This is a genomic window from Plantibacter cousiniae (nom. nud.) (assembly GCF_977070315.1).
Genome location: NZ_CDRVEU010000016.1, coordinates 21,073 through 43,986, shown reverse-complemented (window position 1 = coordinate 43,986; position 22,914 = coordinate 21,073). Strand labels below are relative to the sequence as shown.

Annotated in this window: 24 protein-coding genes and 1 pseudogene; 12 read left to right on the top strand and 13 right to left on the bottom strand. The window is 61.3% G+C overall.

Annotation, left to right across the window (positions count from 1 at the left end):
* Window positions 1–61 precede the first annotated feature (61 nt).
* A complete protein-coding gene (locus ACW55A_RS25315; protein WP_003366420.1) occupies window positions 62–517 on the bottom strand; it encodes a MaoC family dehydratase in 456 nt (151 codons plus the stop codon).
* Window positions 518–720: 203 nt separating this feature from the next.
* On the opposite strand from ACW55A_RS25315, the gene ACW55A_RS25310 reads away from it, so the two are divergent.
* Genes ACW55A_RS25310 through ACW55A_RS25300 form a run of 3 tightly spaced genes read left to right on the top strand, consistent with a single transcriptional unit; the run spans window position 721 to window position 2,401 of the window.
* On the top strand, window positions 721–1,083 hold the full coding sequence (locus tag ACW55A_RS25310; RefSeq protein ID WP_003431869.1) for a CidA/LrgA family protein: 363 nt from the start codon (window positions 721–723) through the stop codon (window positions 1,081–1,083).
* Window positions 1,080–1,796 (top strand): LrgB family protein, encoded by a 717-nt coding sequence (locus ACW55A_RS25305; protein ID WP_003431868.1) that lies wholly within the window; start codon window positions 1,080–1,082, stop codon window positions 1,794–1,796. Before ACW55A_RS25310 ends, ACW55A_RS25305 begins: the two co-directional genes overlap by 4 nt.
* A 14-nt stretch (window positions 1,797–1,810) precedes the next feature.
* Window positions 1,811–2,401, top strand: a complete 591-nt coding sequence (locus ACW55A_RS25300) for an LON peptidase substrate-binding domain-containing protein (RefSeq protein WP_003366428.1) — start codon at window positions 1,811–1,813, stop codon at window positions 2,399–2,401.
* A gap of 84 nt (window positions 2,402–2,485) precedes the next feature.
* On the opposite strand, the gene ACW55A_RS25295 is transcribed toward ACW55A_RS25300, so the two are convergent.
* The 6 genes from ACW55A_RS25295 to ACW55A_RS25270 form a co-directional block, all read right to left on the bottom strand.
* Window positions 2,486–3,052: a DUF4136 domain-containing protein gene (locus tag ACW55A_RS25295; protein WP_122265537.1), complete on the bottom strand. Its 567-nt coding sequence runs from the start codon at window positions 3,050–3,052 to the stop codon at window positions 2,486–2,488.
* 18 nt (window positions 3,053–3,070) lie between these two features.
* The gene (locus ACW55A_RS25290; RefSeq protein WP_002555543.1) at window positions 3,071–3,709 is read right to left on the bottom strand and encodes a DUF4136 domain-containing protein; all 639 of its coding nucleotides are present in this window, start codon (window positions 3,707–3,709) and stop codon (window positions 3,071–3,073) included.
* Between the two features lie 19 nt (window positions 3,710–3,728).
* Window positions 3,729–4,478 carry a methyltransferase domain-containing protein gene (locus ACW55A_RS25285; RefSeq protein ID WP_044310533.1) on the bottom strand — a complete coding sequence of 250 codons (750 nt, stop codon included), beginning with the start codon at window positions 4,476–4,478 and terminating at the stop codon, window positions 3,729–3,731.
* Window positions 4,475–4,780 carry a MazG-like family protein gene (locus ACW55A_RS25280; RefSeq protein WP_003366436.1) on the bottom strand — a complete coding sequence of 102 codons (306 nt, stop codon included), beginning with the start codon at window positions 4,778–4,780 and terminating at the stop codon, window positions 4,475–4,477. The genes ACW55A_RS25285 and ACW55A_RS25280 overlap by 4 nt, the downstream gene beginning before the upstream one ends.
* 121 nt (window positions 4,781–4,901) lie before the next feature.
* Window positions 4,902–5,759 (bottom strand): MaoC family dehydratase, encoded by an 858-nt coding sequence (locus tag ACW55A_RS25275; protein WP_455809360.1) that lies wholly within the window; start codon window positions 5,757–5,759, stop codon window positions 4,902–4,904.
* Window positions 5,760–5,789: 30 nt separating this feature from the next.
* Entirely contained in the window at window positions 5,790–7,145 is a 1,356-nt protein-coding gene (locus tag ACW55A_RS25270) for a 3-oxoacyl-ACP reductase (protein ID WP_369625523.1), read from the bottom strand.
* A gap of 108 nt (window positions 7,146–7,253) precedes the next feature.
* On the opposite strand from ACW55A_RS25270, the pseudogene ACW55A_RS25265 reads away from it, so the two are divergent.
* The 3 genes and pseudogenes from ACW55A_RS25265 to ACW55A_RS25255 all read left to right on the top strand — a co-directional run bounded on the left by ACW55A_RS25265 (window position 7,254) and on the right by ACW55A_RS25255 (window position 10,426).
* Window positions 7,254–8,530, top strand: a pseudogene (locus ACW55A_RS25265) (acetyl-CoA C-acetyltransferase).
* Between the two features lie 187 nt (window positions 8,531–8,717).
* The gene (locus ACW55A_RS25260; RefSeq protein WP_455809357.1) at window positions 8,718–8,996 is read left to right on the top strand and encodes a hypothetical protein; all 279 of its coding nucleotides are present in this window, start codon (window positions 8,718–8,720) and stop codon (window positions 8,994–8,996) included.
* A gap of 32 nt (window positions 8,997–9,028) precedes the next feature.
* Window positions 9,029–10,426, top strand: a complete 1,398-nt coding sequence (locus tag ACW55A_RS25255; RefSeq protein WP_455809356.1) for a DUF726 domain-containing protein — start codon at window positions 9,029–9,031, stop codon at window positions 10,424–10,426.
* A 7-nt stretch (window positions 10,427–10,433) separates the two neighbouring features.
* Here the strand turns inward: ACW55A_RS25255 and ACW55A_RS25250 are convergent, their stop codons facing one another.
* A complete protein-coding gene (locus ACW55A_RS25250; protein ID WP_054081324.1) occupies window positions 10,434–11,462 on the bottom strand; it encodes a bile acid:sodium symporter family protein in 1,029 nt (342 codons plus the stop codon).
* A gap of 85 nt (window positions 11,463–11,547) precedes the next feature.
* Between ACW55A_RS25250 and ACW55A_RS25245 the strand changes: the two genes are divergently transcribed.
* Together ACW55A_RS25245 and ACW55A_RS25240 are read left to right on the top strand one after the other, a co-directional pair.
* Entirely contained in the window at window positions 11,548–12,351 is an 804-nt protein-coding gene (locus ACW55A_RS25245; protein ID WP_498811883.1) for an AraC family transcriptional regulator, read from the top strand.
* Window positions 12,352–12,595: 244 nt separating this feature from the next.
* Window positions 12,596–13,492 (top strand): PA4780 family RIO1-like protein kinase, encoded by an 897-nt coding sequence (locus ACW55A_RS25240; protein ID WP_003366454.1) that lies wholly within the window; start codon window positions 12,596–12,598, stop codon window positions 13,490–13,492.
* A 151-nt stretch (window positions 13,493–13,643) separates the two neighbouring features.
* Here the strand turns inward: ACW55A_RS25240 and cueR are convergent, their stop codons facing one another.
* From cueR to ACW55A_RS25225, 3 genes are all read right to left on the bottom strand, one after another.
* Window positions 13,644–14,042, bottom strand: coding sequence for a Cu(I)-responsive transcriptional regulator (cueR, locus tag ACW55A_RS25235; protein ID WP_003366456.1), 399 nt, complete (start codon window positions 14,040–14,042; stop codon window positions 13,644–13,646).
* Window positions 14,039–16,237 carry a heavy metal translocating P-type ATPase gene (locus ACW55A_RS25230; protein ID WP_455809352.1) on the bottom strand — a complete coding sequence of 733 codons (2,199 nt, stop codon included), beginning with the start codon at window positions 16,235–16,237 and terminating at the stop codon, window positions 14,039–14,041. Before ACW55A_RS25230 ends, cueR begins: the two co-directional genes overlap by 4 nt.
* A 69-nt stretch (window positions 16,238–16,306) precedes the next feature.
* A complete protein-coding gene (locus ACW55A_RS25225) occupies window positions 16,307–16,687 on the bottom strand; it encodes a hypothetical protein (RefSeq protein ID WP_003366459.1) in 381 nt (126 codons plus the stop codon).
* Between the two features lie 164 nt (window positions 16,688–16,851).
* Here ACW55A_RS25225 and ACW55A_RS25220 point away from each other — a divergent pair, with 164 nt between their 5' ends.
* Both ACW55A_RS25220 and ACW55A_RS25215 read left to right on the top strand, forming a co-directional pair.
* Window positions 16,852–17,049 (top strand): heavy-metal-associated domain-containing protein, encoded by a 198-nt coding sequence (locus ACW55A_RS25220; protein WP_003366461.1) that lies wholly within the window; start codon window positions 16,852–16,854, stop codon window positions 17,047–17,049.
* Between the two features lie 137 nt (window positions 17,050–17,186).
* Window positions 17,187–18,383: a multidrug effflux MFS transporter gene (locus ACW55A_RS25215; protein ID WP_032609231.1), complete on the top strand. Its 1,197-nt coding sequence runs from the start codon at window positions 17,187–17,189 to the stop codon at window positions 18,381–18,383.
* 75 nt (window positions 18,384–18,458) lie between these two features.
* Here ACW55A_RS25215 and ACW55A_RS25210 read toward each other — a convergent pair whose 3' ends face one another.
* Window positions 18,459–19,472: a zinc-binding alcohol dehydrogenase family protein gene (locus ACW55A_RS25210; protein WP_498811875.1), complete on the bottom strand. Its 1,014-nt coding sequence runs from the start codon at window positions 19,470–19,472 to the stop codon at window positions 18,459–18,461.
* Window positions 19,473–19,587: 115 nt separating this feature from the next.
* On the opposite strand from ACW55A_RS25210, the gene vimR reads away from it, so the two are divergent.
* Together vimR and ACW55A_RS25200 are read left to right on the top strand one after the other, a co-directional pair.
* On the top strand, window positions 19,588–20,511 hold the full coding sequence (gene vimR, locus ACW55A_RS25205) for a transcription regulator VimR (RefSeq protein WP_498811872.1): 924 nt from the start codon (window positions 19,588–19,590) through the stop codon (window positions 20,509–20,511).
* Window positions 20,512–20,947: 436 nt separating this feature from the next.
* Entirely contained in the window at window positions 20,948–21,640 is a 693-nt protein-coding gene (locus tag ACW55A_RS25200; RefSeq protein ID WP_003350954.1) for an ArsR/SmtB family transcription factor, read from the top strand.
* 257 nt (window positions 21,641–21,897) lie between these two features.
* On the opposite strand, the gene ACW55A_RS25195 is transcribed toward ACW55A_RS25200, so the two are convergent.
* The gene (locus ACW55A_RS25195; protein ID WP_003366473.1) at window positions 21,898–22,851 is read right to left on the bottom strand and encodes an adenosine deaminase; all 954 of its coding nucleotides are present in this window, start codon (window positions 22,849–22,851) and stop codon (window positions 21,898–21,900) included.
* Between the last annotated feature and the right edge of the window lie 63 nt (window positions 22,852–22,914).

The window sequence follows — 22,914 nt, the reverse complement described above, 5'->3', positions numbered from 1 at the left end:
ATGCCGCAGCGGGTCAGCGGGATGAAACAGTCTGTTACGACTGTTTCATGTTTTAAACGCCTTATACGAAACACAGCGTTAAAGGCTCGGCCACAAAAGCGGGTTTTTCCTGACCTTCTATCTCCAGTGTGGCCATTGCCTTGAGCAACCACTGACCGGGTTTTTTCTCGCTTACGCCGGTCAATTGGACCTTGAGGCGCACCCGCGAGTTGACCGTCACCGGTTGAACGAAGCGCACACTGTCCATCCCGTAATTGACCGCCATCTTCAAGCCTTCGGGCAGTACCATGATGCCCTCCATGAGCTTGGGGATCAGCGACAAAGACAGGAAGCCGTGTGCGATAGTCGTGCCGAACGGGGTCTGCGCTGCTTTGACCGGGTCGACATGGATGAACTGGAAATCCCCTGTGGCGTCGGCGAACAGGTTGATACGCTGCTGATCGATGGTCAGCCAGTCTGAATAGACTGCGTCCTTGCCGATGTATTGTTTGAGCTCTTCGACGGGTACAAAAGGCATGCCGCTCTCCTTGTCTGATGAGGGGGTATGGAGCTGCCACTGCCCGCATCCGCTGATGCCTGCGGGCGAATGACCAGATCAGCAGAGGGCGGTTGCCCGGTCAAGCAACTGCGGCAATGCGAATACCCACTCATGACCTCTGGCGCAGCGTGTTTATAATGACGCCGATCGTTCGCCGGGTTCGTTTATCTGCTGGAGTCCTCATGCTGTTAAGGGGTTTGACATGGCTGGTGCTGTTCCAATTGCTGGGGACCGCGCTCAACCATCTGTTTCTGTCGATTTTGCCGGGGCCGATCATCGGCCTCGTGCTGTTAATGGGCTATCTGATGTGGCGCGGTGAAGTCAGCGAGCCGATCAGCACTGCTGCCAGCAGTCTGTTGCGCTATCTGCCGTTGCTGCTGGTGCCGCCTGCGGTCGGGGTGATGGTTTACGCGTCGGCGATTGCCGAGGACTTCTGGGCGATCTTCGGCACGCTGACCCTCTCGCTGATGATTTCCGTGACCTTCGTCGGCTGGCTGATGCAGACCCTGATCAAGCGTCAGGCTCAGCGCCGGGAGTTGCCATGAGTCTTGACTGGCACGGTGCATGGCTGTCGGTGATTCATCACCCGCTTTTCGGCATCGCGATCACCCTGGGTGCCTATCAACTGGCGATGGCGGCTTACGAAAGAACCCGCTGGCTGTTTCTGCAGCCCGTGCTGGTCTCGATGGTGGTGGTGATCGGGGTCGTGCTGTTCTGCGACCTTGAGTACACCGAGTACCGCAAAAGCACCGAGATTCTGGGCACGCTGCTGGGGCCTGCAACCGTCGCGCTGGCGGTCCCGCTCTATCTGAATATGCGACGGATCCGACAGTTGTTCTGGCCGGTCTTGACTACGCTGGTAGTCGGCGGGGTGTTTGCCACCGGCCTGTGCGTGGGCTTCGGGGTGCTGTTCGGTGCCGACCACATGATTCTGATGACCATGGCACCGAAGTCGGTGACATCGCCCATTGCCATGCTGGTCGCCGAGCAGATCGGCGGGGTTGCCGCCCTGGCGGCGGTTTTTGTGTTGATTACTGGCGTATTCGGTGCCATTTTCGGCCCCGGTCTGCTGTCGCTGATCGGGGTGGATAATCCTGCTGCCCGAGGCATGGCGCTGGGGCTCACTGCACATGCGGTAGGCACATCCGTGGCATTGCAGGAGGGCGAGGAATCGGGGGCTTTTGCTGCGTTGGCAATGAGTCTGATGGGCGTTGCGACGGCGTTGTTCCTGCCGCTGGCAATGTCGCTGGCCATTTAAAAGGAGGCTTTTCTATGACGCTGCCATTGTTTCCACTGAACGCTGTGCTGTTTCCGGGGTGCGTGCTTGATCTGCAGCTGTTCGAAGCCCGTTACCTGGACATGATCGGCCGCTGCATGAAGCAGGGGGAAGGGTTCGGTGTGGTGTGTATCACCGAGGGAAGTGAAATCGGCCCAGTGCCGGGCGGCTACTCGATGATCGGCTGCGAAGCGCTGGTTACCGATTTTCAGCAGCAGGAGAACGGCTTGCTGGGCATTCGGGTCGTCGGCGGGCGTCGCTTCCGCGTCGTTGCCGCTGAGGTTCAGCGCGATCAACTGTTGGTGGCCGAGGTTGAATGGCTGGAAGAGCCCGTGGAGCGCCCGTTGCAGGAGGAAGATGCTGACCTCGTGGCCCTGCTCGAAGCGCTGGCCGAGCATCCGATGGTGGCTTCCTTGAACATGGGCATGTCTGCCGGTGGGCAATACGCGTTGTCCAACCAGCTTGCCTACCTGCTGCCGTTCACCGAAAAAGACAAAGTGGAACTGCTGGAAATCGACGATCCCGAAGAGCGTCTCGACGCGATTCAGGAATTGCTCGATGAAATGCAGGGCGATTTGCAGGCCTGAGCACGGATCGCGCTGTTCATTGCGCAGGGCAGCAGAGTGTCTGGAACGCCATGCCGACGCAGCGCATCGGCACGTCAGTTGCGGTTAGCGCGGTGGATACTGCTCCAGAATTTTTGCCACCGTGGCGCGCATGGCCTGATCGCGTTCGGACGGGCTGCCGGCATTGTCGTTGAGGATGCGCTCGGTGCTTCCACGCCAGACCAGTTTGCCGTCCTTGCCGTCGAACATATCGATCTGCACGGTGCCGACCTTGTAGTCGACGCTGCGGGTTTCGGTGTTCATCGGCCCGTTCCAGTAGCCATAACCACCCCAGGGATTCCAGCCCCCGCCATAGTTGGTGCTGACCGTCTGCTGACGGTTTTCGACAATCAGCCAGGCCTGCACTTTCAAATCCGGCCGGGCACCGGCTGTTGCCATGCGCAGACCGCGCTGGTCCAGCTGTTCGCCGATCGATTGGCGAAGACGCTGCTCGGTCAGGTCGCTCTTGAGCCGCGGATCATTGTCAGGCTGATACTGAACGGCGGGCTCCTTCCAGCTCCAGCTGCGATAGCCGCCGAAATCCCGCTGGGCATCGAAGTCGCGATTGATCGAGTTGCTCTGACAGGCCGTCAGCAGCACGGCACAGGTCAGCAGAACGATACGGCGAAACATGGCAGTTCTCCGAAAGGGTTACGAAGGCGGATAGGCCGCCAGAGCCTGTTGCACGGCCTGGCGCAACGCACTGCTGCGGTCGGCCAGATTATTGCTGGCGCGCGCATCGGCGCTGGCGCTCCATACCGGCTGGTTGCTGCGCGCGTCGATCAGGTTGATCTGCACCACCATGACCTTTTCCTGATAGGTGCGTACCACCGGCACGCTGGCGTAGCCGCCGTAACCGGGCCGGTAGCCATCGTAGCGGCCATAGCCCATGCCGCCCCCATAGTAGGGATCGTAATCTTCACGCACCTGACGCAGCCGGGTTTCCTGGCGGGTCGTGGCAGTGACGTACAAGTCTGCCGGCTGATTGCCGCGAGCCGGTCGCAAACCACGCTGGTCCAGACCGTTGCTCACGGCTTCGACCACCTGCGCCGAATCCACCCACGCCGTACCGGGCGGCAGCTGGCCGTTGAGCCAGCCCCAGGACCGATAACGCCCATAGTCCCGCGGCGGCGCAGGGTAGGCGCTCATGTCCAGCGTCCTTGCCGCCTGCGCAGGAGCGGGCGGCATGGGCAGAGAGCTGGCGACATACGGGTTGTCGCTCTGGCAGGCGCTGATCCCGAACAGACTGGTCCCCAGCAGCACGGCAAACAAGGCAGAACGGTGTTTCATGGTGGGCTCCGCAGTGATGTCAGACCGGACGGCACATCCAGTGGAGGTATCGACCCAGCCCGGCAAAGGCTGGATGACGCCGATGCGCCAGTTCCATTTCCAGCAAATCCGTCAGCTCGGCCCGAGCCTGGAATTCAACCGGCATGTAATCGTGAAATACCCGCACCCCGCTACGGGTTTCGACTTGCCACAGGCCTTCAAGTTGCGTCGCCAGTTCCCGGGGGTCGAGCGGTTGCTGAGGCGTCAGGCTCTGTTTTTCCCCGGCCATGTCATTCTTGCGCATCTTGCGGAAATGGCCCTTCAACAGGTTGCGATAGATCAACGCATCGCGGTTGTAAAACGCCAGCGACAACCAGCCATCGTCCCTGGTCAACTGGCGTAGCACCGGGAGGATGGTATGCGGCTCGGCCAGCCACTCCAGCACCGCGTGGCACAGCACCAGATCATAAGTGTCGCTCAGTAAACCCGGCAGCGCCTGCCACGGAGCCTGAATGAAGGTTGCCGTCTGTCCGGCATCTGCGAAGCGCTGACGTGCGCCTTCGAGCATCGGCTCTGCGGGTTCGGCCAGGGTTACCTGATGACCCTGTTCGGCCAGCCACAGTGACATGTGTCCCAGCCCGGCGCCGATATCCAGTACACGAAGCGGTCGTGCGGGCAGGGTCTCGGTCAGGTCGGCCTGCAGCACCGCCAGACGAATGGCTCCCTTGGCACCGCCATAGATCTTTTCCGCAAAGCGGGTCGCCAACTGGTCGAAATGCCGATCACTCACTTGGCAAATCTCCGCTCGCTGTCAGCCAGCTTGTTACGCACCACCGTGTCCATGTCCAGCCCCAGTTCGCTGCACAGCAGCAACAGGTAGAGGACGATGTCGCCGACTTCCTGGCCGGCGTGCTCCAACTGTTCGGCAGGCAGCTCGCGGGACTGGTCTTCGCGCAGCCATTGGAATATTTCCACCAGCTCGGCCATCTCCACACTGGCAGCCATGGCCAGGTTTTTCGGGCTGTGAAATGGCTTCCAGTCATTCTGGTCGCGGATGCGGTGCAGGCGTTGGGTCAACTCGTCGAGGTTCATCGTGTTCTCCTGAAGACGCATAGCTTCAGGGGGAACGGTTCGCCAGGCAAGTGGGCGTTGAGGTTTGTTCAGCCGTTGATGGGAGCAATGCTCCCGTCAGAGGTGTTCATCCGGCTGTGCGTCACTCGCTGACAGGCTGCCAGCTACCGACCATATGCACGATGCCCTCCTGGCCTTCGACACGGAACTGGCCATGCGAGCCGGCGGCACTGGTCGACAGCGTCACGTCGGCAGGCAGGCGTACAGGCTTCTGGAACTGCACGCTGATCTCGACATTCGAGGCCGGCAAATGCTCGCCCAGCGCCGCGAGCGCACGGGCCTTGAGCCACATGCCGTGGGCGATGGCGCGTGGAAAACCGAACAGCCTGGCGCTGGGGGCGCTGAGGTGAATCGGGTTGTAGTCGCCCGACACCTTGGCATATTCGCGGCCTATTTGCGCCGTCGCCCGCCAGCCTTGCAGCTCGCTGAGCGGTAGCGGCGCGGCTTCGGGATAGCTCACAGGGCTGTCTTCCGGGTGCACGGCGGTGCACAGCATGGTGCTTTCTTCTTCCCACAACAGCCCCATGCCGTCTTCGGCCTGAGTGACCAGGGTGAACGTCGCGCCCTTGGCGTGCGGGCGCAGATCAGTGGCCTGTACGCTGATGTACAACTGGCTCACACCGCCCAGTGGACGATGCGTACGGGTGCGATTGGCGAGGTGAATCAGCCCCAGCAGCGGAAACGGAAAGTCCTCGGAGGTCATCAATTGCATTTGCAGCGGAAACGCCAGCACATGCGGGTAGGTCGGAGGCAGCAGGCTGCTTTCTTCGAAGCCGCAGACCTTGCGGTATGCCTCGAGCTTATCGGTATCGACCGCGATCCAGCTGCGCAAGCCCAGATCGGGTAGCTGCATCCCGGTGACCTTGCGCCTGAGCGCAGCCTGGATGAACAGGTTGGACAGGGGCTGCAGGGAATTGAGGTAGCGCCAGTGAGCCGTCATCATCCATCTCCTTGAATTCGATGCGGGTGCTTAAGCCCCGATCACGTTTTGACCACATACACGTAGAACCTGACCGCTCACCGCGCCGCTGCCCGGTTGGCTGAACCACGCCACTGCTTCGGCAACGTCCTGTGGCGAGCCGCCCTGACCCAGCGAACTCATGCGCCGCCCGGCTTCACGCAGGGTGAACGGCATGTGCGCGGTCATTTTCGTTTCGATGAAGCCCGGCGCGACGGCGTTGATGCTGATGCCGCGTGACTTGAGTCCGGGGGCCATGGCCCGTGCAAAACCGATCAGACCGGCCTTGCTGGTGGTGTAGTTGGTTTGCCCGCGATTACCGGCGATACCGCTGATCGAGGCCATGAGCACGATGCGGGCGTTGTCCTTCAAGGCTCCCGCGTCGAGCAGCACTTGAGTCAGCACTTGCGGCGCATTGAGGTTGACCGCCAGTACCGAGTCCCAGAAATCTTCCGGCATGTTGACCAGCGTCTTGTCGCGCGTGATGCCGGCGTTGTGCACCAGTATGTCGACGCCATCGGGCAGGTGTTCGAGCAACTGTGCCGGAGCATCCGCCGAGCAGATATCCAGCACCAGAGCCTGACCGCCAAGCCGCGAGGCCAGTGCCTCCAGCTCGTTTTTGGTCTGCGGTACATCCAGCAGAATGACCTGCGCACCATCACGTGTCAGGGTTTCGGCTATAGACGCGCCAATGCCGCGTGCAGCGCCCGTTACCACTGCCTTGCGTCCGGCCAGCGGGCGGGTCCAGTCCTGCACCTTGCTCGTGCAGGCTTTCAGGTGGACGAACTGGCCGGAGATGAACGCAGCCTTGGGCGTGAGGAAAAAGCGCAGGGCGCCCTCCAGTTGATCCTGCGCGTCGTCATCCACTTGCAACAGTTTGACCGTGGCGCCGTTGCGCACTTCCTTGGCCAGTGAGCGGCTGAAACCTTCGATGGCCTGTTGAGTGCTGGCGGCCAGCGGATCAGCGAGTGTCTCGGGGGATTTACCGAGAATGACCACATGTGCGCAGTGATCGAGATTGCGCAGCAGCGGCTGAAAGAAATCCCGCAACTGCCTGAGCTGCTCGGTGCGCAGGATCTGGCTGGCGTCGAACACGACTGCTTTCAGGCGCGGCCCCTGGTTGGACACCCACGTCGTGGCACCGGGCATCTCACTGCCGAAACTGTACAGCGAGTCGGTCAGGCGGCTGGCGAACTGGCGCACCTGATCCCCCAGCGGCCCGGCGCTGATCAGCAGCGTCCCTTCGACGGGCCGCAGACGTCCGGCCTGCCAGCGCTCCAGGTGAGTGGGGGCGGGCAGACCGGCGGCCTTCACCAGGCGCCGACCCATGTCGGAGTTGGCGAAATCAATGTAGCGATCTGACGGCATGGAACACTCTCCTGAAGTCGGGGTTCAAAGGAATGGACCACGGTGGCATGACGTTTGTTCTTGCGATCGGCACGGCTCGTTCATTCGCTTGAAGAAAGGGAGTTTTCCATGACGCATCCTCGTCGGGTCGCCATCGTCGGCGGTAACCGCATTCCGTTCGCGCGCTCCAATGGCCCTTACGCCAAGGCCAGCAATCAGGACATGCTCACGGCTGTTCTGGAAGGGCTGATCGAGCGCTTCAATCTGCACGGGCTGCGCATGGGCGAGGTGGTGACGGGCGCGGTGCTCAAGCACTCCAGAGACTTCAACCTGACCCGCGAATGCGTGCTCGGCTCGCGGCTCTCGGCACAGACCCCGGCCTACGACATTCAGCAAGCGTGCGGTACGGGGCTGGAAGCGGCGTTGCTGGTGGCCAACAAGATCGCTCTGGGGCAGATCGAGTGCGGCATTGCCGGCGGCGTGGACACCACGTCCGATGCACCGATCGGCGTCAACGAGGGGCTGCGCAAAATCCTGCTGCAGGTAAACCGCAGCAAGACGCCCGGTGACAAGCTCAAGGCCCTGATGCAGCTGCGTCCACACCACCTCAAACCGGAGCTGCCGCGTAACGGCGAGCCACGTACACGCTTGTCGATGGGTCAACATTGCGAGCTGATGGCGCAGACTTGGGGCATAGAGCGCGGGCCGCAGGATCAACTGGCGCTCGAGAGCCATCTGAAAATGGCGGCAGCCTACGCCGAGGGCTGGCAGGATGATCTGATGACGCCGTATCTGGGGCTGATCCGTGACAACAACCTGCGTCCGGACCTGACGCTTGAAAAACTGGCCAGCCTCAAGCCCGCGTTCGAGCGCAGCGCCAAGGGCACCTTGTCGGCGGGCAATTCGACACCGCTGACCGATGGCGCATCGGTGGTGTTGCTGGCCAGCGAGGAATGGGCTCGCGAGCGGGACCTGCCGGTGCTGGCCTATTGGCGCGATGGCGAAGCTGCGGCGGTGGACTTCGTCAACGGAGCAGAGGGCTGCTGATGGCACCGGTCTACGCCGTTCCGCGTCTGCTGGCCCGCAATGGCCTGACCCTTCAGGACTTCGATTACTACGAAATTCACGAAGCCTTCGCCGCGCAGGTGCTGTGCACCCTCAAGGCCTGGGAAGACGCCGATTACTGCAAGACCCGTCTGGGGCTGGATGCGCCGTTGGGGTCTATTGATCGCAGCAAACTGAACGTCAAGGGCAGCTCACTGGCTGCCGGCCACCCGTTCGCCGCAACCGGAGGCCGCATCGTCGCCAACCTGGCCAAGCTGCTGGATGCGGCAGGCAGCGGACGTGGACTGATCTCGATCTGTGCCGCAGGCGGCCAGGGCGTGACGGCAATTCTGGAGCGTTAGGCAAATGGCTGGGGTCATGGGCATAATCCACAACTGAACTACGCAGAGCACTGGCACGATAAGTGTTCTTCCGGGCACCTATCGTTCCTCACGCTCCAGCGTGGGAATGCATGTCGTGACGCTCCGCGTCGCATCCGTGCGCGGGATGATCAATCAGCATTGTTAGCCTGTAACGTTGAGGTAAGGCATGGGGTTCATCATTGGGGTATCGGTACTTCTGATTCTGATCGGCACCGTGCTCTATCTGTTCGACAAAGGCTCGCGGACTCGCTGGCTGAGGCCCTATATCGGGCTGGTGCTGATCGGTTTGCTGATCGGCGGGATGGGCTTGCTGGTGGGGCTGGTCTCCGATGAAACGGAGGTTTACTTCCTGCTGGTGGCCAAATGGGTCATCGCGGTGACCGGTATCATGTTCTGCCTGCGACTGATCGTACTGATCGCCAAGCGCTTCATCGCCAGAAATTGAGCGTGCAAACCGCCCATGTGTGACAGGACAACGTGGAAAATCACTTCAAATTTCTGACCCTGCCCAAGACATCGGGCGAGGTCGCCAACGTCTTCATTCACGGCTATTCGTCAGGGCACGATCTGGATGACCGACGCCTGTTGGCCAACAGCATCCCCGGTGCATTGCGCAAGAGCGTGAACATTCTGGCGTTCTGGCCATCCAGCCATTTCACCCAGATGGACAACCGTTCCCGTGGCCTGCTCATGGCTGCTGCCCGTGTGCACCCGCTCGCGGGCGCGGCGGCGTTGGCGGGGGACCGGGTCGTTCACTTCGCGCGCATCCGCAACCGTGCCCGCGACATGGGCAAGGTGCTGTTTGCACAGCTGGATCGCTACCTGTTCGAGCATCATCCCGACGTCAGGCGGGTCAATCTGATCGGTCATTCACTGGGCGGCCGGCTGCTGGTCAGCGCGCTCAAGGACCTGCAGCAGACACCCGAGCACGGGCTGGTGGTGGGCGATGTATTGCTGATGGCCGCTGCCGTGCGTATCGATGCCGCCGAGGCCGAGCTGCTCAAGCAGAGAATCAGCGGACGGCTGATCAATGCGTATTCCACGGAAGATCATGTGCTCTTGCTGAACCTGGGCGAGAAGAGCCTGGGACGCACGCCGGTCGAGCACTTCGAGAACGTGCGCATGCAGGGTTATCGCCATCACCATTACTGGCAGCGCTTGCAGGAAGTGCTGATTGCGACCCGCTTCAGTGGCTGTGAAGGGTTGGAAACCGGCGTTGCGGTGCTACCGACCATGACCCGCGACCCGGTTTTGCAGGACGTCTGGTTGCACAGCGTTCTGGCCCGTTCGCCTGACTACGTGCTGGAGGCGGCCATCAAGCACTTGCGCAGCAGTCGCTGGACGCGCCTCAAGGCCACTGAAGCGGACCGTACGTACGCATTCGTGCGTGAATTCCAGCTGGTCGCCGGGCATTTTCTGATCAATGCCGCCCGGCGTCGCGGCGTGCCCTATACGCGAGTGTTGGGCATGCTGGCGCGGCAATACGGTCTGGGCGACGCGCTGCACCAATGTGCGACGGTGGTTGAAGTGGAAGAGCTGCTGCTCAGAACGTTCTTTCGCCATGCGTTCAACAGCGCGCACCCGCTGGTGCAGATGCCGCGCGCCAGTGTCCGCGCGATGAGCTGGGATATCTATGCCGCGCATGTCGATGCACTGGCCGAGCGCCTGACCGTGGCAGCGTTTTTCAAGACCGCGCAGCCCGACGAGGCGCCCGGCGCGGTCAAGGGCTTACTGGGTGCAATTCGCCAGGCCCCGGTGCAACGCCTGCTGACGCACTTCGGCACTGCGCTGCGGCCGGGTTATTCCGCGCTGATCCCTACCGTGGCGATCGTCTTCTATGCGCGCGTCACACTGGATGATGACGCGCTGATGTAAGCCGCATTCACGCGGCGCGAGCCTCTTCCAGCGCGGCGGCCGAAAGCTCTTGGCGATGGCGACTGGCGTAGCTCTCGGCGATGATCGAGCACACGATCAACTGCATCGGGTGGTAGATCATGATCGGCAACAGAATCAGGCCAAGCCCCGGGTTGCTGCCGAAAATCAGTGCAGCCATCGGCGCGCCCGCGGCGAGGGATTTCTTGGTGGCGCAGAACACCGCCGCGACCTTGTCGGCATGATCGAACTTGAGCGCCCGCGCCGTGCGGGTGGTCATCAACAGGATCACCGCCAGCAGCAGCGCGGTGCCGACGAACGCCGTCAGGATCACGCTGTTGCCCTGGCTTTGCCACATGCCGGAGATCATCGAGTTGCAGAACGCCGCGTACACCAGCAGCAGAATCACCAGCTTGTCGATCAGGTTGGTGTACTTCTTGTGACGGGCGAAAAATTTGCCCAGCAACGGCCGCATTAGCTGGCCAAGCACCAGTGGCAGCAGGAGCATGGCGCACAGGTCGAGCAGCGTATCGCCCAGATCGATCCCGCCAGCGCCGGTGCCGACCACCAGGCTGACCAGCCACGGGGTGATGAAAATCCCGATGACGCTGGACATGCTGGCGTTGAGAATCGCTGCCGGGACATTGCCGCCTGCGCTGCCGGTCAGTGCCACCGAAGACGAAATGGTCGAGGGCAGGGCGCACAGGTAGAGGAAACCCAGCATCAGCAGCGCCGGCACATACGAGCCCAGCAGCTTTTGGCACGCCAGCCAGATCAGCGGGAACACCACGAAGGTGAAGACCTGGATCATCACGTGCAGGCGCCAGTTGGTCAGGCCTTTCTTGATCTGCTCGCTGGACAGGTTTACCCCATGCAGAAAGAACACCACGAACACGCCGACCTTGATGACGTATTCAGCGTGCATGCTGCCGCCGGTAGCGCCGAAACGCGGGAAGAAGTAGGCGAGCACCGTCGCCAGAACCATGCCCCAGAGGAACCAGTCGGTAGCGACGCGTTTGAAGTGTTTGAGTGATTGCATGCGGGGTCCGTAGAACGTTTGTACACAGAGATGCGTGCAGGCTACTCTGTTGCGCCATAGCCGTCTTGCGACATAAGGCCATAAGATGCCGAGTAACGGACAGATCAATCAGCGGCAGCCTACGGGCGAACGGCAGATACCGGCATTGGCCGGCCTGCCGCGCCCGCTGTATGCCCGTGCTGAAAGCCTCACTGCCGGTTCGTGGACGCCGCCCCATCGCCACGACTGGGTACAGTTTTCCTACGCCATCAGCGGGGTTCTGGGGGTGCATACCGCCGAGGGCAGTTTCTTTGCGCCGCCGCAGTGGGGCGTCTGGGTGCCTGCCGGGCTTGAGCATGAGGTAGTGACCTCCATGCGCGCCGAAATGCGCAGCCTGTACATTCGCACGGCAGATTCGGGGTGGGCACCGCAGCGCTGCAGGGTGCTGGAAGTCACGCCACTGGCCCGTGAGCTGATCAAGAGCTTCTGCCTGCTGCCCGTGGATTATCCCGAGCAGGACAGCCATGAGGCGCGGCTGGTGCAGGTCCTGCTGGATCAACTGGCGCAGTTGCCCGAAGTCGGCTTTTCACTGCCGTTGCCGCGTCATCCGCGTTTGCTGGGGCTGTGCAACGAGTTGATCGAGGAGCCGGGTCGGTTGATTACCCTGCACGACTGGGCCGCCCGTCTCGGGACCTCCGAGAAAACTCTGATGCGAATGTTTCAGCGGGAAACCGGATTGAGCTTTCGCGGCTGGCGGCAGCGGGCACGGTTACTGTCTTCGCTTTCTGCACTGGAAGAGGGCGCCAGTGTGACGCATACCGCGCTGGCCTGCGGTTATGACTCGACGTCAGCATTCATCGCTGCGTTCAAGGGTTTGTTCGGTCACACCCTCGGTGACTTGTTCAAGTAAGGCCGGGATGCCTTGTGCACTAATGAGTGCATCTAACGCGGGTTTTTCTGCTTTTACATGTTTTGTCCCGGAATATCTTCGACCTGCTGTACGGCACGAAAGGTGCTTTAAACCGGGGGATTGCGTGGTTTTTTCTTAAAAAACCTTTCAATCCACAGGGGGTTACCCCTACTCGCTGGCGGAGGATTGCCGTATAACGGCAACAATCGCGTATCTGGCAACAAAGGACCCACAATAAAAGCTGATGAAAACTCCTAAACGCATTGAACCCCTGATCGAAGACGGTCTGGTCGACGAGGTGCTGCGCCCGCTCATGAGTGGTAAAGAGGCAGCTGTTTATGTGGTGCGTTGCGGCAATGAGCTGCGGTGTGCCAAGGTTTACAAGGAGGCTAACAAACGCAGTTTCCGTCAGGCGGCCGAGTATCAGGAAGGCCGCAAGGTACGCAACAGCCGACAGGCCCGCGCCATGGCCAAGGGCTCGAAGTTCGGGCGCAAGGAAACCGAAGACGCCTGGCAGAATGCCGAAGTGGCTGCGCTGTTTCGTCTGGCCAGCGCAGGTGTCCGGGTGCCCAAGCCGTACGACTTCCTGGAAGGCGTGCTGCTCATGGAACTGGTGGCCGACGAGTACGGCGATGCAGCGCCGCGTCTGAACGACGTCGTGCTGGAGCCGGATCAGGCGCGCGAGTATCACGCGTTCCTGATCGAGCAGATCGTGCTGATGCTGTGTGCCGGTCTGGTGCACGGTGACCTGTCCGAGTTCAACGTGCTGCTGGCGCCGTCCGGTCCGGTCATCATCGACTTGCCGCAAGCGGTCGATGCCGCGGGCAACAACCATGCGTTCAGCATGCTGGAGCGCGACGTCGGCAACATGGCGCTGTACTTTGGCCGCTTCGCGCCGGAGCTCAGAAAGACCAAGTACGCCAAGGAAATGTGGTCGTACTACGAGGCAGGCACCTTGTCGCCCGCCACGGTGCTGACCGGCGAATTCGATGAGCCGGAGGACGAAGCCGATGTGGGCGGCGTACTGCGCGAAATCGAAGCCGCCCGCCTCGACGAAGCCCGTCGCCAGGCAGCTCGCGCGGCAGACGATGCGCCACCAAGCAAATCCACCGAAGAGCCACCACCGCCGTGGATGCAGTAAAGCTTTTGTGGGAGCGAGCCGGGCGACCTTCGCTTGCTCGCGAAGGCGATGGATCAGGCGCGTTGTTTTCGGAGCCTGTACGGGCCCTTTCGCGAGCAAGCTCGCTCCCTCGGGAGTGCGTGTGGATGCAGTAGGGGCCCTTGCGGTGTGGCTAGCAGCACCCGCCCGACGCCAGGTCCTTGAGGATCGGGCAGTCGGGGCGGTCGTCGCCTTGGCAATGTTCCACCAGTTCCTGAAGCGTATCGCGCAGGCTCGCCAGTTCTTCGATCTTCTTGTTCAGCTCGGCAATGTGTTGCCGGGCCAGTGCCTTGACGTCGGCGCTGGCCCGCTGGCGGTCCTGCCAGAGGGTCAGCAGTTTGCCGACTTCTTCCAGCGAAAACCCCAGGTCTCTTGAGCGCTTGATGAACGCCAGCGTGTGCAGATCGTCCGCGCTGTACACGCGATAGCCGCTGTCGCTGCGATGCGCCGCCTGCAACAGGCCGATGGATTCGTAATAGCGGATCATTTTCGCGCTCAAGCCACTGTTTTTCGCCGCTTGACCGATATTCATGGTGCGTCCTCCAGGTCGCGGGGTTTCCAGGTTTTCAGCAGCAGCGCATTGCTCACCACGCTGACACTCGACAGCGCCATGGCCGCGCCCGCCAGTACCGGATTGAGATAGCCCAGCGCCGCGAGCGGAATGCCGATCAAGTTGTAGACGAACGCCCAGAACAGGTTCTGGCGGATTTTCGCGTAGGTCCTTCGACTGATGTCCAGGGCGGCCGGAACCAGTCGCGGATCGCCGCGCATCAGGGTGATGCCCGCTGCATGCATGGCGACATCGGTCCCGCCGCCCATCGCGATACCGACATCCGCCGCCGCCAGCGCCGGAGCATCGTTGATGCCGTCACCGACCATCGCGACCACATGATGGCTTTTCAGTTGAGTGACGGTGGCCGCCTTGTCGGCAGGCAGCACTTCGGCATGCACGTCGTGTATCCCCAATGTCCTGGCAACCACTTGGGCACTGCCACGGTTATCGCCAGTCAGCAGATGGCTGGTGATGCCCCGCGCATTCAGTGCTTTGATCGCCTGATCGGTTCCGGGCTTGAGCGTGTCACCAAAGGCAAACATGCCGATCACCTTTGGCTCCGGAGCCTGCTCGATCAGCCAGGACAGCGTGCGCCCCTCGGTTTCCCAGATGCGCGCGGACTCGGCCAGATCGCCCATCGGCAGGCCGCTTTCCTCTAGCAAACGTCGATTGCCCAGCGCCAGTTCACGGCCCTGAACGCTGCCAGCGATGCCCCGACCACTCAGTACGCGGCTGTTTTGCGCGGCATCAGGCTTGAGTTGCCATTCATGACACACATCCAGCACTGCTTTGGCTAAGGGGTGTTCACTGCCGCGTTGCAGCGCCCCCGCCAGTTGCAGAAGGTGTTCTTCATTGCCCAGCACCGCGCTGATGTTGGTGATACGCGGCGTGCCCGAGGTCAGCGTGCCGGTTTTGTCGAACACCACGGCATCGACCTCGTGAGCCCGTTCCAGCGCTTCGGCGTCCTTGATCAGAATGCCATAGCGCGCAGCCACGCCGGTCCCGGCCATGATCGCTGTCGGCGTCGCAAGGCCCAGCGAGCAAGGGCAGGCGATCACCAGTACAGCGACGGCATTGATCAGCGCGACTTCAAGCGAGGCACCGACCAGCAGCCAGCCGACCAGCGTGAGCAAGGCAATCACCAGTACGGTGGGCACGAACACCTGGCTGACTTTATCCACCAGTTTCTGGATCGGAGCCTTGCCTGCCTGGGCGTCCTCGACCAGACGAATGATGCGCGCCAGCACCGTTTCTGCGCCCAGCGCTGTGGTCCTGATCAGCAATTGGCCTTCGCCATTGATAGCCCCGCCGGTGACCTTGTCGCCCGGTTGCTTGACCACCGGCAGGCTTTCACCGGTGATCAGCGCTTCGTCGGCATGGCTGCGGCCTTCGACCACTTCGCCGTCCACCGGAAAGCGTTCGCCGGGTTTGACCAGCACCCGATCATCAAGCTGCAGCGCGCTGATAGCGACGTCCTGTTCGAGGCCGTCGACCACCCGCAGGGCACGCTCCGGGCGCAGTGCTTCAAGGGCACGGATAGCACTGGCGGTCTGACGCTTTGCGCGGCTTTCCAGGTATTTGCCCAGCAGCACCAGCGCGATCACCACCGCCGATGCTTCGAAATACAAATGCGGCGTTGTGCCAGGCGCAGCGTGCAGCCATTGATAGACGCTCAGGCCGTAGCCGGCGCTGGTACCGATGGCGACCAGCAGGTCCATATTGCCGGCACCTGCGCGCACGGCTTTCCAGGCGGCCACGTAAAAGCGTGCGCCAAGGATGAACTGCACCGGCGTCGCCAGCGCAAACTGCACCCACGCGGGCAGCATCCAGTGCACGCCCAGCGGGGTCAGCAGCATCGGCAGGATCAGCGGCAGCGCCAGCGCGATGGCCAGCAGCAAGGCCCAGCGCTCGTTATGCAAGTGACGGGCTTTTTGATCGGCTTCGGCGTGACGATCCTGGCTCAGGGTGGCGCCATAACCGGCGCGGCTGACGGCGTCGATCAGGGTTTGCGGATCGGTGTGCGCTGCGGTGTCTACATGGGCGCGTTCATTGGCCAGGTTGACCGTTACGCTGTTGACCCCCGGCACTTTGGCCAGGGCACGCTCGACCCGACCTGCGCAACTTGCGCAGGTCATGCCGCTGATCGGCAGGTCGAAGGTGGTGGTGTCTTGCATGTGAATCACTCCCTGAGGCTGGCTGCCTGCAAGGATCAACCTTGCCATATGGGCAAGGTCAAGCGCGAATCAATAGTTGAGGTCGGCTTTCTTGAGGTACAGCCCGTTGAGGTCGGTAGCAATGCGGTACTTGAGGATATCCCCGGAGCGCAGCTGAATCTTGGTGCTGCGCGGCGCTTCCATGCCGGGTTCACAGCCCACGACATTGCCGCGCAGGGTGCTCAGCCGCACCGAGACTTCACCTGCCGGCAGGTTGAAGGACACCGAGTCTTCCTGAAACAGCCTGCCGGCCAGGCGGTCCTGAACGTAGATGCCGATCTCGCAGGAGGTCGCGACTTCCAGGCGCTCGCGGGAAATGATCAGGATGCCGTAGTCCTGAGCCGCCTGAGTGGCAGGGGTGATAGCCAGGAAACCGAGAATGCTGAAGAGGCTGACTGCTGACCAGCGCATCGCTGATACTCCTGATGTAAATGTGGCTGACGGTATAGGTGTCGATCACTCAGCTTGGCTCACGATTACGCCGAATGCCAGCCCGGCAGCAATGACAGAAACTTGACCTTGCCATGATGACAAGGTTGAAGATGCTTACTGTTCATCACTGAAGGAGTGACACCATGCAGTTATTCAACGTTCAAGGCATGACCTGCGGGCACTGTGTTCGCGCGGTGACCGAGGCCATCAAGCATGACGATCCGAGCGCCGATGTTCAGGTCGAACTGGCCAGTAAACAGGTCAAGGTGCAAAGCAGTTTGTCGCCCGAGCGGATTGTCAGCCTGATCAGCGAAGAGGGTTATCAGGCGCAGCCGGCATGATCCAGACCCGGGAGATCAATGCGGTCTCCCGGTCTGTAAACATTGAAAAATTTTGAATTAATTCCCCCGTCCGTCGTTCTCTGCAAGGTAAGCCGGGTAAACTAGCCCGTTGCTCTGCATCCGTTAATGGACACCCGATGAATCTACGAACGATCCTTATCCTTGGCTCATTGAGCGCCTTCGGCCCTCTGGCCATCGACTTCTATCTTCCTGGCTTTCCGGCCATGGCCTCGTATTTCGGGACCGATGAAAAACACGTACAGCTGACCCTGGCGGCCTACTTTCTGGGGCTTTCCCTGGGGCAACTGGCCTATGGTCCGGTGGCTGACCGGTTCGGTCGGCGCATTCCGCTGCTGGTCGGCGTGACCCTGTTCATGCTGGCCTCGGTCGCCTGCGCCTTTGCGCCGAGTCTTGAATGGCTGATCGCTGCACGCTTCGTGCAGGCGCTGGGTGGCTGTGCCGGAATGGTCTTGTCGCGCGCCATCGTCAGCGACAAGTGCAACGCTGTCGAGTCGGCCAAGGTCTTCTCGCAACTGATGCTGGTCATGGGCCTGGCACCGATTCTGGCTCCCATGCTGGGCGGCGTGCTGGTCAGCACCTTTGGCTGGCAATCGATCTTCGTCAGCCTGGCCCTGTTCAGCGGTGCCTGTCTGGCGGCCGTTGCACTGGGGCTGCCGGAAAGCATGCCGGCCACCACGCCGCGCCAGCCGTTGAGCGGCGCGCTGGGCCAGTACCTCAATCTGTTCAAGGACGGCGTGTTCATTGGTCATGCGCTGACCGGTGGCATCGCCATGGCCGGGATGTTCGCCTACGTCGCGGGCTCGCCGTTTGTGTTCATCAAGCTGTATGGCGTGCCTGCCGAGCATTACGGCTGGCTGTTCGGGATGAATGCGGCGGGCTTCATTCTGGTGGCGCAGATCAATGCGCGTATTCTGCGCAAGACCGGTCCGGCGTTTTTGCTGTCGCGCACGGTCTGGATCTATCTGGCTGCGGGGCTGGTGTTGCTGGCGATCAGCTTGCTGCGCACCGAAGCGCTTTGGCCGCTGCTGGTGCCGCTGTTCATTTGTGTGGCGAGTCTTGGGTGCATCATCCCCAATGCATCGGCTTGCGCCATGAATGGCCAGTGGGCGCGCGCGGGCAGTGCGTCGGCGTTGCTGGGGTGCCTGCAATTCAGCGTTGCCGCCGTCGCCGCCAGTCTGGTGGGCTTGCTGCATGATGGCACGGCCACACCAATGGCGCTGGTCATCAGCCTGTGCGGCGTGCTGACTGTGGGCATCTCGGTGCTGACGCGCCGTGCGCAGGCACGGCGCGACGCATCGCTCCAGACCGCCTGATCGCCAAAGCGGTGGTGTCAGTCGCGCCGGGCGTGACTGATACCATCGACTTCACACGGCCCAGGCCTCTGTGGCTCAGAAACCTTCCAGCACGACCTTGCCCTTGGCCTTGCCGCTTTCCAGCAGGGCATGAGCGCGGCGCAGGTTTTCGGCATTGATGGTGCCGAAGTGCTCGCCAAAGGTAGTTTTCAGCGTACCGGCGTCGATCAGCTCGGCAACCCGGTTGAGCAGGTTGTGCTGCTCGATCATGTCCTCGGTTTCAAACATCGACCGGGTGTACATGAACTCCCAATGCAGCGACAGGCTCTTGCGCTTGAGTTTCGACACATCCAGCGACTTGGGGTCGTCGATCAGCGCCAGCTTGCCTTGTGGCTTGAGTGCCTCGACGAGCTGATCCAGATGCTGTTCGGTCTGGGTCAGGCTGGCCACATGAGTCACGTGGTTCAGGCCGACGCGCTTGAGTTCTTCGCTCAGCGGCTTGCTGTGATCCAGCACATGGTGCGCGCCCAGTTCGCTGACCCAGCTTTCGGTCTCGGGCCGCGAGGCGGTGCCGATGACTTTCAGCGAGGTCAGTTTGCGCGCCAGCTGGATCAGGATCGAACCCACGCCACCGGCAGCACCGACGATCAGCAGACTGTGTGCGCCTTCACCTTTTTGCTGCGGGATCTGCAGTCGCTCGAACAGCAGTTCCCAAGCGGTGATGGCTGTCAACGGCAGCGCCGCCGCATGGGCGAAGCTCAGGGGCTTGGGCATGTGGCCAACGATGCGTTCATCCACCACGTGCAACTCGCTATTGGCACCTGGCCGGGTCAGAGAGCCTGCGTAGAACACCTTGTCGCCCGGCTTGAACAGCGTGACCTGGCTGCCGACGGCTTTGACCACTCCGGCCACGTCCCAGCCCAGCACTTTGCCTGCACCGTCCTCAGGCTGGACGTTCTGGCGGATCTTGGTGTCCACCGGGTTGACGGAGATGGCCTTGACCTCGACCAGCAGATCGCGATCGCCAGCCACCGGCTCGGGCAGCTCGATATCCTGCAATGATTTCACGTCGCTGATGGGCAGGGACTGATAGTACGCAATGGCTTTCATGTCAGGGGCCTCTCCGAAAGAAAATGATGAAGAGATCATTGGCTATTTCCAGCAAAGATAAAACCCGCTAAAACGGCAGGCTCTTTCAATTTTATTTTGATAATACGGGGCCTTGATGCTGCGTTTTGATGACTTGCAGTTGTTCGTACGTGCAGCGGATCTGGGCAGCCTTTCTGCCGCAGCGCGGGTCATGGACCTGTCTGCGGCGGTTGCCAGCGCGGCGCTCAAGCGTATCGAACGGCAGTTGGGCGCGCGCTTGCTGGCCCGTTCGACGCGCAGCCTGCGCCTGACTGCCGAAGGCGAGGGGTTTCTGGAATACGCGCGTGCCGCGCTGGGCAGCCTTGAGGAGGGGCGGCGTTTGCTGGCCAGCAGCCAGGACCGTTGCGAGGGCGTGCTGCAACTCTCGGCGCCATCGGACCTGGGGCGCAACGTGCTGTTGCCGTGGCTCGACGAATTTCAACAGCAGCATCCGCAACTGACTGTGCGTCTGCTGCTGGGTGATCGTATTGCCGATCTGTTCCGCCAGCCTGTCGACGTGGCGCTGCGCTACGGCGAGCCGGAAGACTCCAGCCTGGTCGCACTGCCGGTGTTGCCTGACAATCGCCGGGTACTGTGTGCGGCGCCGAGTTACCTGCAGCGTCATGGCGAGCCGCATCAGGTCGAGCAACTGGCGCAGCATAACTGCCTGCTGTTCATGCTCGGCGATCGCGTTCATGACCGTTGGACGCTGAACGACGGCAAGCGCGAAATAAGTCTGACGGTCAGCGGCAACTGGTTCAGCGACGATGCCGACGTGGTGCGCCGCTGGGCGGTGGCGGGCGAAGGTGTGGCGTACAAATCCTGGCTGGACGTGGCCGCTGATGTGCGGGCCGGGCACCTGAAAGTGTTGATGCCCGACCTGATCGGGGAGCGGGCGCCATTGAACCTGTTGTGCGCGCATCGGGCGCAACTCAGCAAGCCTGTCATTCTGTTACTGGAAATGCTCAGGTCACGGTGTAAGCAACATGCTGTAAGTCTGTCGTCCGCCAGCGTGTTTTAATCGCCGCGCCCCAGTAGGAAATGGCCTTCGGAAATGTCGGAAAATATAATTTTCGAAGGCCGTTCAATAACGCGAAGTTTCGCTGCCGGAACAAAGTTGAAACTGACTGTTGTTGAGTGGATTTGGCATTTTTGTCATAGCCATTACGCTTGTCTTTTTAATCCTCTTTTGAAGTGTCGCTGCAAACCCCTTGAATAGAGGGGTTGCGGTGTAGTCGCGGGAATAACTTGATGTTGATGGAGCACGCCATACTTGGGCGATTTTTTGCGTCGTGGTGTACCCACCGTGTGTAAGAGGCGTTTTTCATCCAACGGGGGCGGAGGGCATAGAGTTTATACTTGTCATGACATATAAGAGCCACGTTCAACTCTATCGAGGCGTGATTGCTTTCACCCAGTCATCACCATAGATGAATGTTTCAACAGGGAGTGAACACATGGAATACGGACCTTGCATCAGCCAGATCGCAACCTTGCTGGCTGACCCCAAGCGCAGCGCAATGATCTGGGCACTGATGGATGGTACTGCTCGCCCTGCCGATGAATTGGCAATCCTGGCGGGACTCTCGACTTCTTCTGCCGGCGCCCATCTGGCGCGGCTGACCAGTGGTGGTCTGTTGAAACAGGAGGTCCGCGGCCGCAAGCGCTTCTTTCGCCTCGCTGCGCCGGAAGTGGGGGCGGCGGTCGAGGCCTTGGCCTGTGCTTCGCTGGCCAGTGCTGAACAGATCAATCGTCGCTTTGCCCAGCCTGCGCCGCCCTTGCCGCTGCGCCGCGCAAGAGTCTGCTCCGATCATCTGGGTGGCGAGATGGCTGCCGAGCTTTATCAGCGTCTGCTGGAGGCGGGCTGGATAGAACAGCAGGAGAAGCGCGTCGAAGTTACCAGCAAGGGTGTGGCCAGATTTGCCGAACGCGGTATCTACATTCCCGCACTGGCGCAACGCAAGCGCGAAACGGTGTGTGTCTGTCCGAAATGGAACGATAGCAATCCGCATCTGGGCGGCGCGCTGGGGGCGGGGTTGTTGCAGCTTTTCATTCAGATGGGCTGGCTGCGCACCACTGAAGAGTCCAGCACCTTGCAGGTCTCATCCAGTGGGCAGCGGGAAATCAGCAAGATCGCAGCGGCGGCCTGACGGGAGCGGCAGGTGTGGCGCGCTCCACCACTAACGTACCACCGGTCCGCGTCGGCACGCAGTTCTGCGCGCTCCGCGTTCTCTTGCGACGCAGAGCGTCGCGAAAGGCATTCCCACGCGGAGCGTGAGGAACGATGGAGGCGCCTGCCCCACCACTATCGTGCCAATGCTCCGCGTTGGTATGCAGTTCCTGACGCTCTGCGTCCTCTGCGACGCAGAGCATGAGCAGCGATGGATGTAACTCGCTCATTCCCTCTTTAGGGCTTGACCAGTCGTGCATCCAGGCTGTTTTGCGCCAGGCGTTTGGCCTGATCTTCGGTCATGCCCAGGTGGGTGTACAGCGCGTGGAAGTTCTCGGTCACGTAGCCACCGAAGTAGGCCGGGTCGTCCGAGTTGACGGTGACCTTCACACCACGTTCGAGCATGTCGAGGATGTTGTGCTGGGCCATGTCGTCGAACACACAAAGCTTGGTGTTGGACAGCGGGCAGACGGTCAGCGGGATCTGTTCGTCGATGATGCGTTGCATCAGCCGCTCGTCTTCGATGGCGCGAACACCGTGGTCGATGCGTTCTATCTTCAGCAGGTCCAGTGCCTCCCAGATGTATTCCGGCGGACCTTCTTCCCCGGCGTGAGCCACAGTCAGGAAGCCTTCGTTGCGCGCGCGATCGAACACACGCTGGAACTTGCTCGGCGGATGGCCCATCTCCGAGCTGTCGAGGCCCACGGCAACGAACGCATCACGGAACGGCAGCGCCTGATCGAGGGTTTTTTCGGCTTCTTCCTGGGACAGGTGGCGCAGGAAACTCAGGATCAGGCCGCTGTCGACGCCCAGCTTCGACTTGCCATCTTTCAGCGCACCGGTAATCCCGGCCAGTACCACTTCGAACGGGATGCCACGGTCGGTGTGGGTTTGCGGATCGAAGAACGGTTCGGTGTGGATAACGTTCTGTGCCTTGCAGCGCAGCAGGTAGGCCCACGTCAGGTCGTAGAAGTCCTGTTCGGTGCGCAATACGTCTGCGCCCCGGTAATACAGATCGAGGAATTCCTGCAGGTTGTTGAAGGCATACGCCTTGCGCAGGGTTTCGACGTCATCCCACGGCAGGGCAATCCTGTTGCGCTCGGCCAGGGCGAACAGCAACTCGGGTTCCAGCGAGCCTTCGAGGTGCAAGTGCAGTTCTGCCTTGGGCAGGGCGTTCAACCAGTCGTACATATTCTTTTCTCATCAGGTGCAGATCCCGGACATTCTACAGATGCACGTCGCTGCGCAGGGTAA